The organism is Kribbella solani, from assembly GCF_014205295.1.
In the GTDB taxonomy this organism is placed as follows: Bacteria; Actinomycetota; Actinomycetes; order Propionibacteriales; family Kribbellaceae; genus Kribbella; species Kribbella solani.
Genome location: NZ_JACHNF010000001.1, coordinates 458,443 through 471,311, shown reverse-complemented (window position 1 = coordinate 471,311; position 12,869 = coordinate 458,443). Strand labels below are relative to the sequence as shown.

Genomic DNA, 12,869 nt, shown 5'->3' with positions numbered 1-12,869 from the left:
AGCCGCCGCGGCCGAGCCGTGGCAACGGCCGGTGGCTCCTGACCGGATCCACCGAAGGGCAAGAGGAAGGTCGCGATGTTCTCGGTCCTCACCGACAACTGGGATCTGTTCGGACAAGGTTTCTGGACCACGATCAAGTTGTTCCTGATCTCCGGCGTACTCAGCCTGGTGATCGGCACCCTGCTGGGTACGTTCCGGGTCTCCCCGGTGCCGGCCCTGCGCGGCGTCGGCACCGGGTACGTGAACGTGCTCCGGAACACCCCGCTGACCCTGGTGTTCGCGTTCCTGGTCTTCGGCGCGCCGAAGATGAGCATCGAGCTGCCGTCGTTCTTCTGGTCCGCGGTGGTCGCGCTGACGATCTACACGTCGGCCTTCATCTGCGAGGTGGTCCGGTCCGGTATCAATACGGTCCCGCCCGGGCAGACCGAGGCGGGCCGCGCGGTCGGCATGTCGTTCGTCCAGGTACTGACCGTGATCGTGCTGCCGCAGGCGTTCCGGGTCGTCGTACCGCCGCTGATGAGCGTGCTGATCGCGTTGCTGAAGAACACCACCATCGCGGCCGGTTTCTCGGTCGCGGAAGCGGGGGCGATCCCGGCGGCGATGTCCGAGCGTGGTGAGAACCAGCTGCTGACACTGACCTGGATCGCGATCGGCTTCCTGATCCTGATCGTGCCGCTGATGTTCCTGCAGCGGTGGGCCGAGCGACGGACGGCGGTGGCCTGATGAGCGCCTTGTACGACGTACCCGGACCGCGGGCGAAGATCCGTAACCGGACGCTGAACGTGGTCGTGCTGCTGCTGGTGGCCGGCGCTGTCGCTTGGGTCATCTACCGGCTGAACGCGACCGGCCAGTTCGAGAGCCGCCGGTGGGTCCAGTTCCAGTACACCGCGATCCAGAACCAGCTGCTCGACGGTCTGCTCGCCACGCTGAAGGCGGCTGGGCTGGCGGCGGTGCTCGCGCTGGTGTTCGGTTCGGTGTTCGCTGCTGCGCGGATCAGCGACCACAAGTGGGTCCGGACCCCGGCGACGTTCGTCGTCGAGCTGTTCCGGGCGGTGCCGCTGCTGATCCTGATGTTCTTCTTCTACTACGGCAGCCTGCAGTTCCAGCTCGGTCTGACGCCGTTCTGGGCGGTTGTGCTCGGTCTGACGCTGTACAACGGCTCGGTGCTCGCGGAGATCTTCCGGGCCGGCATCGCCGCCGTACCGAAGGGTCAGCGAGAGGCGTCGTACGCGCTCGGGCTGCGGAAGAACCAGGTGGTACGGCTCGTGCTGCTGCCGCAGGCGATCAGTGCGATGCTGCCCGCGATCGTCAGCCAGCTGGTGGTCCTGCTCAAGGACACCGCGCTCGGGTTCATCATCACGTACCCGGAGCTGCTTTACGTCGGCAAGCAGATGGGTGGCCGGCTGAACTACGGCTTCCCGTACATCCCGACGTACATCGTGATCGCGATCATCTACATCGGGCTGTGCTCGCTGCTGTCCGTACTGGCCCGCTACCTCGAGGGCCGCTCGCGGCGCCGCCGCAAGGTCACCGGCGCGCCGCCGACTTCGGCGGCCGAGTCCGCCACTTCGGCGGAAGCTCCGCTCTGACACACGTAGGCCCCTCTTCGGAGGGGCCTACTGCTTTTGGCCGGTGGTCGCGCTGATCCCGGCCAGGATGACGCGCAGCCCGTACTCGAACTCGGCGTCGTTGTCGGCGCCGAAGACGGTGCCGACCATCCGCGCGGTGAGCGGGTAACGCGCGGCGTCGACCGCCTGACTGAGCTGGTCCACCGTGTACGGGTTCCCGTCGGGGTACTCGACGCCGGACCGTGCTTGTTCCTCGATCACGAAACCGATCGTGTAGTGCAGCAGGATCGGGAACACCCGAATCGCATCCGCCGCCGAGAAGCCGGCGTCCTCCAGCGTACGCAGCGTCAGCTCGGTCACTCGCCACAGTGACTCGCCCGCCACGTTCGTACCGGCCAGGACGCGGGCGCCGTCGCGGTGCCGCAGCAGCGTGGACCGCAGGCGTCCGGCCAGGTCGAGCAGCCAGTCCTGCCACGCGGTGTCCCGCCGCGGCGCCTCGATGCCGTCGACGGCCCTGACGAACAGCGCGTCCGCCATCACGTCGAGCAGTTCGCGCTTGTTCTTCACGTGCCAGTAGAGCGCCGGCGCCTGGACGCCGAGCCCCGCGGCCACCTTGCGCATGGTCAGGCCGTCGATCCCACCGTCGTCGAGCAGCCGCAGCGCCGCGGCGGCGATGCTCGCGGCATCGACCTTCGTTCCGGTCTCCGGCTTCATGTTGACAACCTTAACAGCGTTCTGTTCTCCTTAACAGTGTTAAAGGAAATCGAACATCGTTAAGGAGTTGGCATGGAAACCACCCAGGTAGTGATCGCCGGCGCCGGGCCGACCGGGCTGATGCTGACCGCCGAGCTGCGGCTGGCCGGGATCGACGTCGTACTCCTGGACGCGCTGCCGGCACGCAGCGGCGAGTCCCGGGCCGGCGGCGTGCACGCGCGGACGATGGAGCTGTTCGATCAGCGCGGTCTGCTGGACCGGATGATCGAGCGCGGGCGGCCGATCCAGGCCGGCCACTTCGCCGGGATCAAGCTCGACTGCAGCGACTTCCCGACCCGCTTCCCGTACACGCTGGCGATCGTGCAGGCGGAGATCGAGCGTGAACTCGACGCGCACGCGGCCACCCTCGGCGTACCCGTGCGCTGGGGTTCGCCGGTGCGTGGCATCCGGCCGGACGCGGACGGCATCGAGGTGCAGGTCGGTGACTCGGCCGGCAGCCGGATTCGGTGCGAGTACCTGGTTGGCTGCGACGGCGGCCGCAGCACCGTGCGCAAGCTGGCCGGCATCTCGTTCGACGGGACCGAGTCGACCATGCAGGGGATGCTGGCGGACGTGGAGCTGGCCGACCCGCCCGCGGGACCGGTGTTCTCCGTGCGTCGCGGACCGGGCGACTACTCGGCGCTGAACTTCCAGCCCGGCTGGTACCGATTGCTCGTGCAACGGCATGACCGGGTCATCGACCGCGCGGCCGAGCCGACGTTCGAGGACTTCCGGGAGTCGTTCCGAGAGGTCGCGGGCACTGACTTCGGGATGCACAGCCCGCGCTGGGTCTCCCAGTACGGCGACGCTGCCCGCCAGGCCGACCGCTACCGGGTTGGGCGCGTACTGCTCGCCGGAGACGCGGCGCACATCCACTACCCGGCCGGTGGTCAAGGACTCAACACCGGCGTACAGGACGCGGTGAACCTCGGCTGGAAGCTCGCGGCGGTGGTCCGGGGCGAAGCACCTGCCCTGCTGCTCGATACCTATGAGAGCGAGCGGCACCCAGTCGCTGCGCGCGTGCTACAGAACACCCGGGCACAGACCGCGCTCGCCCGTCCCGGCGCGCACAGTGACGCGCTGCGCGAGACCTTCACCGGCCTGGTGGAGATCGACGAAGTCCGCCAGCGGCTCGGGCTGATGATCACCGGGCTCGACATCAGGTACGAACTGGCGGGCGATCATCCGCTGATCGGCCGGCGGGTTCCGGACGCGGAGCTGTCGACGACGCGCGTACATCAGCTGCTCGTCTCGGGGAAGCCGATTCTGCTGTCCCTGAACGGATCTGAGCCGCCCGCGATCGCTACCGGCTGGACCGAGCGACTGGATTGCGTGGCCGCTGACGCCGTCACCCGGCAGTGGACAATTCCCGGCGCCGGCGACATCCGCGTACCCGCCACGGTCCTGATCCGTCCGGACGGGCACGTCGCCTGGGCAACGGACGTACAGACGGATACAGGACTCGAGGTGGCGCTCACCACTTGGCTCGGACCGGCTGCTGTGCCCGGGCCGGCTGAGCTCAGCGCAGCGTGCCGAACGAGTCGCGGATGATCTCCAGCGCCTCGGTGGCTTCCTCCTCGGTCAGCGTCATCGGCGGCGCCATCCGGAGTACGTTGCCGTAGAGCCCGCCCTTGCCGACCAGAAGCCCGCGGTCCTTGGTCTCCTGCTGGAGCTTGGCGGTCGCCGCCGGGTCGGGGCTGTTGTCGTCGGGCTTGACGATCTCCGCGGCCAGCATCAGGCCCTTGCCACGGACGTCGCCGAGCTCGGGGTACTCGTCGGAGATGCCACGCAGACCGTCGACCAGCTGGGCACCACGCTTGGCCGCGTTCGCCTGCAGGTCCTTGTCCAGCAGGTAGTCGATCGTCGCCTTCGCCGCCGTGGTCGAGATCGGGTTACCGCCGAAGGTGGACAGCGAGTTCGCCTGGATGCTGTCCATCAACCCGGCCGTCGCGACCACACCGCCGATCGCGAACCCGTTGCCGAGCCCCTTCGCGAACGTCATCGCGTCCGGTACGACGCCGTGTGCCTGGATGCCCCAGAAGTGATCACCGGTCCGGCCCCAGCCGGTCTGCACCTCGTCGGAGATGAACAGGATGCCGTACTCGTCCAGGACCTCCTTGAACGCGGCGTACAGCCCGTCCGGCGGGGACGAGAAGCCGCCGACGCCCTGGATCGGCTCCGCGATCAGACAGGCCACATCGCCCGAGGTGGTGGTCTCGATGACGTTGCGCAGATCGTCGACGCACACCTTCACGTACTCGGCGTCCGGCAGGTCGCGGAACGGGCTGCGATACCGGTACGCGCCTTGCAGGTACTGCACGTTCACCGGCGACAGGCTGCTCGCCGACCAGCCCCGGTTGCCGGTGATCGCCACCGTGCCGAACGCGCGGCCGTGGTACGAGTTGCGCATCGCCAGCACCTGGTTGGAGCGGCGGGCCTGGGTCGCGAGCAGCAGGGCCGTCTCGTTCGCCTCGGTGCCCGAGTTGGCGAAGAACACCTTCGCGTTCGGAATCCCGGACAACTCGGCGATCTGCTCGGCCAGCTCGACCTGCTTCCGGATCAGGTACACCGTCGAGGTGTGCGCGATGCCGGAGCCGAGCTGCTCGCGGACGGCATCGGAGATCTCCGCGATGTCGTAGCCGATCGCGTTGGTCAGGATGCCGGCGAAGAAGTCCAGGTACGTCGTCCCCTCACCGTCGGTGACCCGGCGGCCGGACCCCTGCACGATCTCGATCGGCTCTTCGTAGTACAACGCGAGCCAAGCCGGCATGACGGCCTTGTGTCGTTCCCAGAGCTCCGCATGTGTCATGTCCAACCTTTACCTCAACTCCCAGTGCGCGTCTATTACCGTTCTGTCCCGTGACGTTGCCGAGCATCCCGCATGTGGACATCGAGTCCTTGGAGCACTTCGACCGGCTGCTGGCGGCGGGAGCCGGCACGATGGCCGGGTGGCGGGTGCAGTCGGTCGATCTGACCGGGCGTACGGCGGAACTGCTTGCGCTGAAGCCGACCGGATCGGTGTTCCTGGGCTGTGCGCTGGAGGAGAAGGCCGACACCTGGGTACGCGAAGGTGGCGGGCTGGTCTTTCCGACCATCCCGGCGCTGCCGTTCGACGCGTACCGGGGGCGGTTGTACGACGCCGACGAGCTGTACGCCGGCCTCGAACAGGGGTATCACGCCACTCCGGACGCGCAGATCTACGCATGGTCACGGCAGCACGACGAGAAGGGCGACACCAGCCGTACGCTGGCCGCCGCGCTGCACGACCACGCGATCGCGGACGCGCTGAACGAGCTGCCCGACGACAAGCCGTGGGTCGGCGTCATGGGCGGTCACGGCGTACCGCGTGATTCGGCCGGCTATCGCGCGGCGGTGCTGCTGGGGCGTACGCTCGCCCGGCGCGGACGGGTGGTTGTCACGGGCGGTGGTCCGGGCGCGATGGAGGCCGCGAACCTGGGCGCTTCGCTGGCGTCGTACGACGATGCCGCCGTGGAAAGCGCGCTGGCGGAGCTGGCCGCCGTACCGTCGTTCCGGCCGTCGATCGGTGCCTGGGCCGGTGCAGGGCTGAGTGTGCGCTCGCGCTTCCCTGGCGACGGTGGCGTGTCCGTTCCGACCTGGTTCTACGGTCACGAGCCGCCGAACGTGTTCGCGTCGGCGATCGCGAAGTACTTCTCCAACGCGCTACGTGAGGACGTACTGCTCGGACGCGCTCGCGGCGGGATCATCTACCTTCCCGGCGCCGCGGGCACCGTGCAGGAGGTGTTCCAGGCGGTCACACCGAACTACTACGGCGACGCGGCCACCCAGATCCCACTCGTCCTTGTCAACGTCAACCACTGGACTGTGGAGCTGCCGGTCTGGCCGCTCCTGCAGTCACTGGCCACGGACCGCCCGATGCAGGCATCAGTCCGCTTGGTCGACTCGATCGACGAGGCCGCCGAGCTGGTGAGCTAGGCGACCTGGTGAGCTAGGCGACCTGGCGCGGCGTGAACTGCATCCGCGGGTGCGCGTACGCCTCCTGCGACTCGACCAGCTGCAACTCGCGCTCCCCCGACTCGTGGGTACGCGTGAGCAGATCGAACACGCTCGACGTCGTCCGGGCGAGTGCCTCGGCGAGATCGCCCGTACGCCGGTAGTGCGCCGTGAAGAGCGCCGCCGTCACGTCGCCGGAGCCGTTCGCCTTCATCGGGATGTACGGCGTCTGCACCAGCCACGCGCCGCTGTCGTCGACCGCCAGCATCTCGATCGTCCCCTCCTCGCGGTCGGGGCGCTCGACGCTGGTCACCAGCACCGTACGCGGCCCGGTCGCGCGGACCAGCTTCACCGACTCCAGCGTGGACTCGAGTGTGTCCGGCTCGGTGTTGGTGAGGAAGCCCAGCTCGAACTGGTTGGGCGTGATCAGGTCGGCGGCCGGTACGACCCGATCGCGCAGCAGTACCGGGATCGCCGGCGCGACGAAGCAGCCGGACTTCGCGTTGCCCATCACCGGGTCGCACGAGTACACCGCAGCCGGATTCGCCGCCTTCACCCGCTGCACGGTCTCGAGAATCACGTCCGCGATCCCCTCACCGCCCTGATAACCGGACAGCACCACGTCGATCTGCGAGAGCACGCCACGGTCCTCGATCCCGAGCAGCACCTCGCGTACGTCGTCCGGGCTGATCATCGGCCCGCGCCACGCCCCGTACCCGGTGTGGTTCGAGAAGTTCACCGTGTACACCGGCAGGACCTCCACGCCGATGCGCTGCAGCGGAAAGACGGCCGCCGAGTTCCCCACATGCCCGTACGCGACCGCGGACTGAATCGAAAGGATCTTCACTGCCCGATCATCCCATCCAGCCGGGCGGCGGTGGTGTCGACGAACAGGTCGACCTCGGTGGCGTCGTATCCCTCACTCAGGCGCACCGTCCGGAACCGCGTATTCAGGATCTCCTGCGCGGTCACCGGCCGATCCACGGGCAGCCCGTTGACCGTCGCCAGCACCCGATCGACGAAGGCATCCACCTCGTCCCGCGCGTATCCTTCGCGCAGGCGCACCCGGGAGAAGCTCGGCTTCGTCAGCTCACCCTGGACCGGCCGGCCACTCTGGGCAACTGCTCGCTGACCGGCCACACCGTCGCGAGCGGGCAACAGCCGCTCCGCCTCGGCCAGGAAGTTGTCCACTTCCTCGACCGCGTACCCGGGCCCGAACATCGGCGTCCCGAACTGCGCCGCGCGGAGGTCCGCCACGGTCAGGTCCGGACCGACGGACCGGCGCTCGACAGTCGCGACCAGGCGCTCCACCAGCGCGTCGACCGCCGTGCAGTCGTAGCGCTGGCCGGAGCGGCGCACGGTGAACCCGGATTCCAGCATCAGGATTCGCTGGCGGCGAGCTGACCGCAGGCGCCGTCGATCTCCTGGCCGCGGGTGTCGCGGACCGTGACCGGAATGCCACCGGCCTCCAAGCGGCGCACGAACTCGCGCTCGTCGGCCGGGTCGGAGGCGGTCCACTTCGAGCCGGGCGTCGGGTTCAGCGGGATCAGGTTGACGTGTACCCAGCCCCAGTCGCCGCGCGCCGACAGCTTCTCCGCGAGCAGATCCGCCCGCCAGGCGTGGTCGTTGATGTCGCGGATCATCGCGTACTCGATCGAGACCCGACGCTTGGTCTGGCGCGCGTACTCCCACGCGGCGTCCAGCACCTCGTCGACCTTCCAGCGGTTGTTGATCGGGACCAGCTCGTCCCGCAGTTCGTCGTCCGGGGCGTGCAGCGACAGCGCCAGCGTGACCGGGATGCCCTCGGTCGCGAGCTGGTTGATCCGCGGCACCAGACCGACCGTCGACACGGTCACGCCGCGCGCGGAGATGCCCAGACCCTCCGGCGACGGATCGGTGAACCGGCGAACGGCTCCGATCACCGCCTTGTAGTTCGCCATCGGCTCGCCCATACCCATGAACACGATGTTCGAGACCCGGCCCGGACCACCGGCGATCTCACCGCGAGCCAGCGCGCGGGCACCGTCCACTACCTGCTCGACGATCTCCGCGGTCGTCATGTTCCGGGTCAGACCGCCCTGGCCGGTCGCGCAGAACGGGCACGCCATCCCGCAGCCCGCCTGGGAGGACACGCACATCGTCACGCGGCCCGGGTAGCGCATCAGGACCGACTCGACCAGCGAGCCGTCCAGCAGCTTCCACAGCGTCTTCCGGGTCTCGCCGTTGTCGCACTCCAGGTCCCGGACCCGGGTCAGCAGCGGCGGCATCAGCTCGGCGACCAGCTTGTCCCGGGTCGCGGCCGGCAGATCGGTCATCTCGGCCGGGTCGGACACCAGCCGGGAGAAGTAGTGGTTGGACAGCTGGTTGGCGCGGAAGGCGGGCTCGCCCAGCGCGGCCACCGCCGTACGCCGCTCCTCCCCGGACAGATCGGCGAGGTGCCGCGGCGGCTTCTTGGCACGGCGCGGCTCATCGAAGACAAGGGGAAGCGAGGTAGTCATAACCGGCCTATTGTCGCAAGCTGCCAGGACGATTCACAAATTCACATCCCATGACCCTCGTCACCGCCGGCTCCCCCGACCTCGATACCCGGGCCACGACGACACCGGGATCGCCGTGGCTCGGGCCGGGTCGTCAGGCCGCGTAGCCCTTCGGTGGAATCAGCGTGGCCAACTGGTTGAAGGTCAGCCAGTACGTAGCGGTCGGCGCGAAGCCGGCCGGGTCCGCGATCAGTACGGTCTGGTCGCTCGCGTCGTACCCGATCACCGTGAAGTAGTGGTAGATCGTGTAGTTCGGGTAGCCCGGCGGGTGGTTGTTGGCCGGGGCAACGATGTTCGCGACGATCGGATAGTTGTTGTCGATGTCGAGGACGATGTCGCGCCAGAGCAGGTCACGCTGCGCCTGGGTGGGCGGGTCGTTGGTCATCTCCTTCGTCTCGTACCAGCCGGTGCCGACGTGGTTGTTCAGCACCCGGGTCACCTGGCCGATCCAGTCGGTGCCGTTCGTGGTGGTCGGCAGTTCGTTCGCCAATTGCTGCTGACTCGGCGGCGAGATCCTTGCCGACAAGGCGATCCGGGTCGCGGCCGGGCCACACCAGTAGCTGGTCTGCTGGTACTGGAAGTCGATGGCGAGGGTCTTGGACGCCTGCGTCGAGTACCCGAGCTTGGGCACCGGCTTGGACGTCGCGATCGCCTCGGCCGAGATGGCCGGCGGGGCGATGCCGGCGGCGGGGGCGGCGCCGGCGGCGGCCGTGAGGGGGACGGCAGCTGCGGCGATCAGGGCGAGACCGCCGAGGGCGGCCTTGAATTTCGTCGTGGGGGTCATGTCAGCTCCTCACACGCGATGGACGACCGGGGCGGATCGTCCTGCGTTTGATACTGACACAGCAACTGGGTTTGCGGTGAAAAAATCACCGGAGGTTTCGATCTGGGTGGAAAGGCCGGGAATCAGGCCGGTGCCGAGCCCGTTGAACTGACACATGCGCCCTGTCCCACTGTCAGTTCTGGACCGTTCCCGGACCCGCACCGGCGAGACGGAGGCGGAGACGCTGCGGGCGACCGTGGAGCTCGCGCGGCAGGTGGAAGAGCTTGGCTACCAGCGGTTCTGGGTGTCGGAGCATCACAGCGTTCCTGGGGTGGTCGGCTCGGCGCCGACCGTGCTGGCAGCGGCTGTTGCCGCGCGCACCGAGAAGATCCGTGTCGGTACCGGCGGGGTGATGCTGCCGAATCACCAACCGCTCGTCGTCGCGGAGCAGTTCGGCGTCCTGGAATCGCTGTATCCCGGCCGCATCGACATGGGTCTCGGACGGTCGGTCGGCTTCACGAACGGCGTCCGCCGGGCGCTCGGAGTCGAGAAGGACGCGGCTGACGACTTCGCCACGCAGGTCCGCTCGCTGCTCGGCTATCTGACCGGTGATGCCGACAACCAGGTCCACGCCCGGCCGGGTGAAGGGCTGCGCATCCCGCCGTTCATCCTCGCGGTCGGCGAAGGGGCCGCGATCGCCGCGTCGCTGGGTCTGCCGGTCGTGCTCGCCGCGCGTTCCGATTCCGCGGCGCTGGTGTCGCAGTATCGAGAGGCCTTCCAGCCATCCGCGTGGGCGGCGGAGCCGTACGTCATCCTCGCCGTCACGGCTGCGGTGGCCGATTCGACCGAAGCGGCGCGGCAACTGTTGCTGCCCGAGGCCTGGGCGAGCGCGTACTCGCGGACCCGCGGCGTATTTCCACCACTCCAGCCATCGGTCCCGGACGACATGACAGCCCGCGAACGGGAATTCTTCGACAATGCCCTGCGCGGACAGATCTACGGCACGCCCGACGAGGTCGACGACGCGCTGGGCGAGCTCGTCGACCGTACCGGAGCGGACGAAATCCTGATCACCACCAACACGTACGATCGCGCCGCGCTGCTGGCGTCGTACGCGGCGCTGGCGAAGCTCACCGGCTGATTCGGTCCTCGAGCCGCTTTCGTACGCCCGGCCACTCATCGGCGAGGATCGAGAACGCCACCGTGTCGCGGAACGATCCGTCCGCCTGCCGCAGGTGCCGGCGCAGTACGCCCTCCCGCGTCGCCCCGAGTTTCGCGATCGCGGCCTGGGAGCGCGTGTTCTTCGTACCCGTCTGGATCTTGATTCGGCCGAAGCCGCAGACCTCGAAGGCATGCGTGAGAAGGAGGAGCTTGGTCGCGGGATTCACCGCCGTACCCCACACCGCGGGCGTGTAGCCGGTGAAGCCGAGGTGGGCTCGCTCGTTCAGTACGTCCACATCGGCGAGGCTCGACGTACCGACCACTGTTCCGGCCGCACCGAGCGGTCCGTCGGACACCAGGCGGACCACGTACGCGAACCGTTTCGCCGCGGCCGGGATCCACGCCGTACGCATCGCCTCCGCGCTCGCGGGCAGCGCGGCGGGACCACCGCCGAACCCACCCGCGTACACCTCCGGGCGGGCGATCGCCGCGTACAACTCCTCGATATCGGCATCCTGCAGGCGATCCAGCCGTACCACGTCGCCGATCAGCGAGCGTCCGTCCGGAGCCGTCGTCATGACTTCACCAGCAGATGCAGCAGCAGCCAGACCACCGGCGCGGTCGCCAGCAGCGAGTCCAGCCGGTCCATCACGCCGCCGTGACCGGGCAGCAGGTTCGACATGTCCTTGATGCCCAGGTCGCGCTTGATCATCGACTCGCCCAGGTCGCCGACCGTCGCGGTCAGCACCGCGACCGCGCCGACGATCGCGCCGACCCACCAGTTGCCGTCCAGCAGCAGCACGACGGCGCCGATCCCGGCACCGATACAGGCCAGCGCGGACCCGGTGAAGCCCTCCCAGGACTTCTTCGGGCTGATCGTCGGCGCCATCGGATGCTTGCCGAACAGCACCCCCGCGACGTACCCGCCGACGTCACTCGCGACCGTGACCAGGAAGAACGTCACCACTCGCCCCGGCCCGTCGGCGTCCGGCTGCACCAGCAGAATCGCGAACCCGGCCAGCAGCGGGACGTAACCGATCAGGAACACCCCGGCGCTGACATCCCGGACGAACCCGACCGAACCACCCGGCATCCGCCAGAAGATCGTGCCCAGCACGGTCAGACCCAGCGCCACCAGCAAAGCCATCGGGCCGCCGAAGTACGCCGCCGCCAGCATCGCGGTCGTGCCCACGTACAACGGGATCCGCGGGATCTCGGCGCCACCGGTCCGCAGGGCCTTCATCATCTCGTCGACCGCCACCACGACGACGACCAGGACCAGAACGACGAAGAGGACCTTCTCCCAGTACAGGGAACCGAGGATCAGCGCGCCCAGCCCCACCCCGACCGCGATCGCCGCGGGCAGGTTCCGCCCGGCGCGGCTCGGGTTGGGACTCGGCGCGGGCGTACTCTCGACGCCCATCACACCTCGAGCAGTTCGGCTTCCTTGTGCTTGAGCAGCTCGTCGATCGCGTCGACGAACTTCTTCGTCAACCCGTCGAGCCGCTTCTCAGCACTCTTGCCCTCGTCCTCACCGGCGTCGCCGTCCTTGACCGTCTTGTGGACCTGGTCCATGGCGTGCCGGCGGATGTTGCGGACCGAAACCCGAGCTTCCTCGGCCTTGGTCTTCGCGACCTTGATGTACTCCTTGCGGCGCTCCTCGGTCAGCGCCGGCAGCACCACCCGGATCACCGCGCCGTCGTTGCCCGGGTTGACCCCGAGGTCCGAGTCCCGGATCGCCTTCTCGATCGCCGTCATCGCGCCCTTGTCGTACGGCGAGATCAGCACCGTCCGGGGCTCCGGGACCTGGAACCCGGCCAGCTGCTGCAGCGGCGTCGGGCTGCCGTAGTAGTCGGCCAGGATGCCCGCGAACATCTGCGGGTGCGCGCGGCCGGTGCGGATCGCGGCGAAGTCGTCCTTCGCAACCTCCACGGCCTTGGCCATCTTCTGCTCGGCATCGCGGAGAGCTTCGTCGATCACGACATTCCTCGCTTCCTCTGGGCCGCCTCGGTGCGGCTTCCCCAACCAACAAACACAGCTACCGTACGAACGCGCGGCCGTCCGCTGCCGGACCTCCACCCGTAGCTTGATCCTAGTGGTACGCCCTCGCGGCCG

General features: G+C 68.5%; 14 protein-coding genes. 5 read left to right on the top strand and 9 right to left on the bottom strand.

Annotated features, from left to right (window positions below):
• Nucleotides 1-75: 75 nt before the first annotated feature.
• Both HDA44_RS02230 and HDA44_RS02225 read left to right on the top strand, forming a co-directional pair.
• Nucleotides 76-723 (top strand): amino acid ABC transporter permease, encoded by a 648-nt coding sequence (locus tag HDA44_RS02230; protein ID WP_184830864.1) that lies wholly within the window; start codon nt 76-78, stop codon nt 721-723.
• On the top strand, nt 723-1,589 hold the full coding sequence (locus HDA44_RS02225) for an amino acid ABC transporter permease (protein WP_184830863.1): 867 nt from the start codon (nt 723-725) through the stop codon (nt 1,587-1,589). The genes HDA44_RS02230 and HDA44_RS02225 overlap by 1 nt, the downstream gene beginning before the upstream one ends.
• 27 nt (nt 1,590-1,616) lie before the next feature.
• Here HDA44_RS02225 and HDA44_RS02220 read toward each other — a convergent pair whose 3' ends face one another.
• Nucleotides 1,617-2,282 (bottom strand): TetR/AcrR family transcriptional regulator C-terminal domain-containing protein, encoded by a 666-nt coding sequence (locus tag HDA44_RS02220; protein ID WP_184830862.1) that lies wholly within the window; start codon nt 2,280-2,282, stop codon nt 1,617-1,619.
• Nucleotides 2,283-2,354: 72 nt separating this feature from the next.
• Here HDA44_RS02220 and HDA44_RS02215 point away from each other — a divergent pair, with 72 nt between their 5' ends.
• Nucleotides 2,355-3,872 (top strand): FAD-dependent monooxygenase, encoded by a 1,518-nt coding sequence (locus HDA44_RS02215; RefSeq protein WP_184830861.1) that lies wholly within the window; start codon nt 2,355-2,357, stop codon nt 3,870-3,872.
• Here the strand turns inward: HDA44_RS02215 and HDA44_RS02210 are convergent.
• Nucleotides 3,841-5,130, bottom strand: coding sequence for an aspartate aminotransferase family protein (locus tag HDA44_RS02210; RefSeq protein ID WP_184830860.1), 1,290 nt, complete (start codon nt 5,128-5,130; stop codon nt 3,841-3,843). The two genes, HDA44_RS02215 and HDA44_RS02210, sit on opposite strands and share 32 nt — an antisense overlap.
• Nucleotides 5,131-5,180: 50 nt before the next feature.
• Here HDA44_RS02210 and HDA44_RS02205 point away from each other — a divergent pair, with 50 nt between their 5' ends.
• Nucleotides 5,181-6,275 (top strand): LOG family protein, encoded by a 1,095-nt coding sequence (locus tag HDA44_RS02205; RefSeq protein ID WP_337905590.1) that lies wholly within the window; start codon nt 5,181-5,183, stop codon nt 6,273-6,275.
• Nucleotides 6,276-6,288: 13 nt separating this feature from the next.
• On the opposite strand, the gene pdxY is transcribed toward HDA44_RS02205, so the two are convergent.
• The 4 genes from pdxY to HDA44_RS02185 all read right to left on the bottom strand — a co-directional run bounded on the left by pdxY (nt 6,289) and on the right by HDA44_RS02185 (nt 9,614).
• Entirely contained in the window at nt 6,289-7,140 is an 852-nt protein-coding gene (pdxY, locus tag HDA44_RS02200; protein ID WP_184830859.1) for a pyridoxal kinase PdxY, read from the bottom strand.
• Nucleotides 7,137-7,673, bottom strand: coding sequence for a DivIVA domain-containing protein (locus tag HDA44_RS02195; protein WP_184830858.1), 537 nt, complete (start codon nt 7,671-7,673; stop codon nt 7,137-7,139). The genes pdxY and HDA44_RS02195 overlap by 4 nt, the downstream gene beginning before the upstream one ends.
• Nucleotides 7,673-8,791, bottom strand: a complete 1,119-nt coding sequence (gene rlmN / locus HDA44_RS02190; RefSeq protein ID WP_184830857.1) for a dual-specificity RNA methyltransferase RlmN — start codon at nt 8,789-8,791, stop codon at nt 7,673-7,675. Before rlmN ends, HDA44_RS02195 begins: the two co-directional genes overlap by 1 nt.
• 133 nt (nt 8,792-8,924) lie before the next feature.
• The gene (locus tag HDA44_RS02185; RefSeq protein WP_184830855.1) at nt 8,925-9,614 is read right to left on the bottom strand and encodes a C39 family peptidase; all 690 of its coding nucleotides are present in this window, start codon (nt 9,612-9,614) and stop codon (nt 8,925-8,927) included.
• Between the two features lie 154 nt (nt 9,615-9,768).
• Here HDA44_RS02185 and HDA44_RS02180 point away from each other — a divergent pair, with 154 nt between their 5' ends.
• On the top strand, nt 9,769-10,734 hold the full coding sequence (locus HDA44_RS02180) for an LLM class flavin-dependent oxidoreductase (protein WP_184830853.1): 966 nt from the start codon (nt 9,769-9,771) through the stop codon (nt 10,732-10,734).
• Here HDA44_RS02180 and HDA44_RS02175 read toward each other — a convergent pair.
• Genes HDA44_RS02175 through frr form a run of 3 tightly spaced genes read right to left on the bottom strand, consistent with a single transcriptional unit; the run spans nt 10,724 to nt 12,731 of the window.
• Nucleotides 10,724-11,332 carry a GNAT family N-acetyltransferase gene (locus HDA44_RS02175; protein WP_184830851.1) on the bottom strand — a complete coding sequence of 203 codons (609 nt, stop codon included), beginning with the start codon at nt 11,330-11,332 and terminating at the stop codon, nt 10,724-10,726. The genes HDA44_RS02180 and HDA44_RS02175 overlap by 11 nt on opposite strands.
• Nucleotides 11,329-12,177 carry a phosphatidate cytidylyltransferase gene (locus HDA44_RS02170; protein ID WP_184830849.1) on the bottom strand — a complete coding sequence of 283 codons (849 nt, stop codon included), beginning with the start codon at nt 12,175-12,177 and terminating at the stop codon, nt 11,329-11,331. Before HDA44_RS02170 ends, HDA44_RS02175 begins: the two co-directional genes overlap by 4 nt.
• Nucleotides 12,177-12,731, bottom strand: coding sequence for a ribosome recycling factor (gene frr / locus HDA44_RS02165; RefSeq protein ID WP_319037458.1), 555 nt, complete (start codon nt 12,729-12,731; stop codon nt 12,177-12,179). Before frr ends, HDA44_RS02170 begins: the two co-directional genes overlap by 1 nt.
• Nucleotides 12,732-12,869 lie beyond the last annotated feature (138 nt).

Coding starts and splice junctions, on each gene's coding strand:
- HDA44_RS02230 (WP_184830864.1), top strand. CDS start 76: ATGTTCTCGGTCCTCACCGACAACTGGGATCTGTTCGGACAAGGTTTC.
- HDA44_RS02225 (WP_184830863.1), top strand. CDS start 723: ATGAGCGCCTTGTACGACGTACCCGGACCGCGGGCGAAGATCCGTAAC.
- HDA44_RS02220 (WP_184830862.1), bottom strand. CDS start 2,282: ATGAAGCCGGAGACCGGAACGAAGGTCGATGCCGCGAGCATCGCCGCC.
- HDA44_RS02215 (WP_184830861.1), top strand. CDS start 2,355: ATGGAAACCACCCAGGTAGTGATCGCCGGCGCCGGGCCGACCGGGCTG.
- HDA44_RS02210 (WP_184830860.1), bottom strand. CDS start 5,130: ATGACACATGCGGAGCTCTGGGAACGACACAAGGCCGTCATGCCGGCT.
- HDA44_RS02195 (WP_184830858.1), bottom strand. CDS start 7,673: ATGCTGGAATCCGGGTTCACCGTGCGCCGCTCCGGCCAGCGCTACGAC.
- rlmN (WP_184830857.1), bottom strand. CDS start 8,791: ATGACTACCTCGCTTCCCCTTGTCTTCGATGAGCCGCGCCGTGCCAAG.
- HDA44_RS02185 (WP_184830855.1), bottom strand. CDS start 9,614: ATGACCCCCACGACGAAATTCAAGGCCGCCCTCGGCGGTCTCGCCCTG.
- HDA44_RS02180 (WP_184830853.1), top strand. CDS start 9,769: ATGCGCCCTGTCCCACTGTCAGTTCTGGACCGTTCCCGGACCCGCACC.
- HDA44_RS02175 (WP_184830851.1), bottom strand. CDS start 11,332: ATGACGACGGCTCCGGACGGACGCTCGCTGATCGGCGACGTGGTACGG.
- HDA44_RS02170 (WP_184830849.1), bottom strand. CDS start 12,177: ATGGGCGTCGAGAGTACGCCCGCGCCGAGTCCCAACCCGAGCCGCGCC.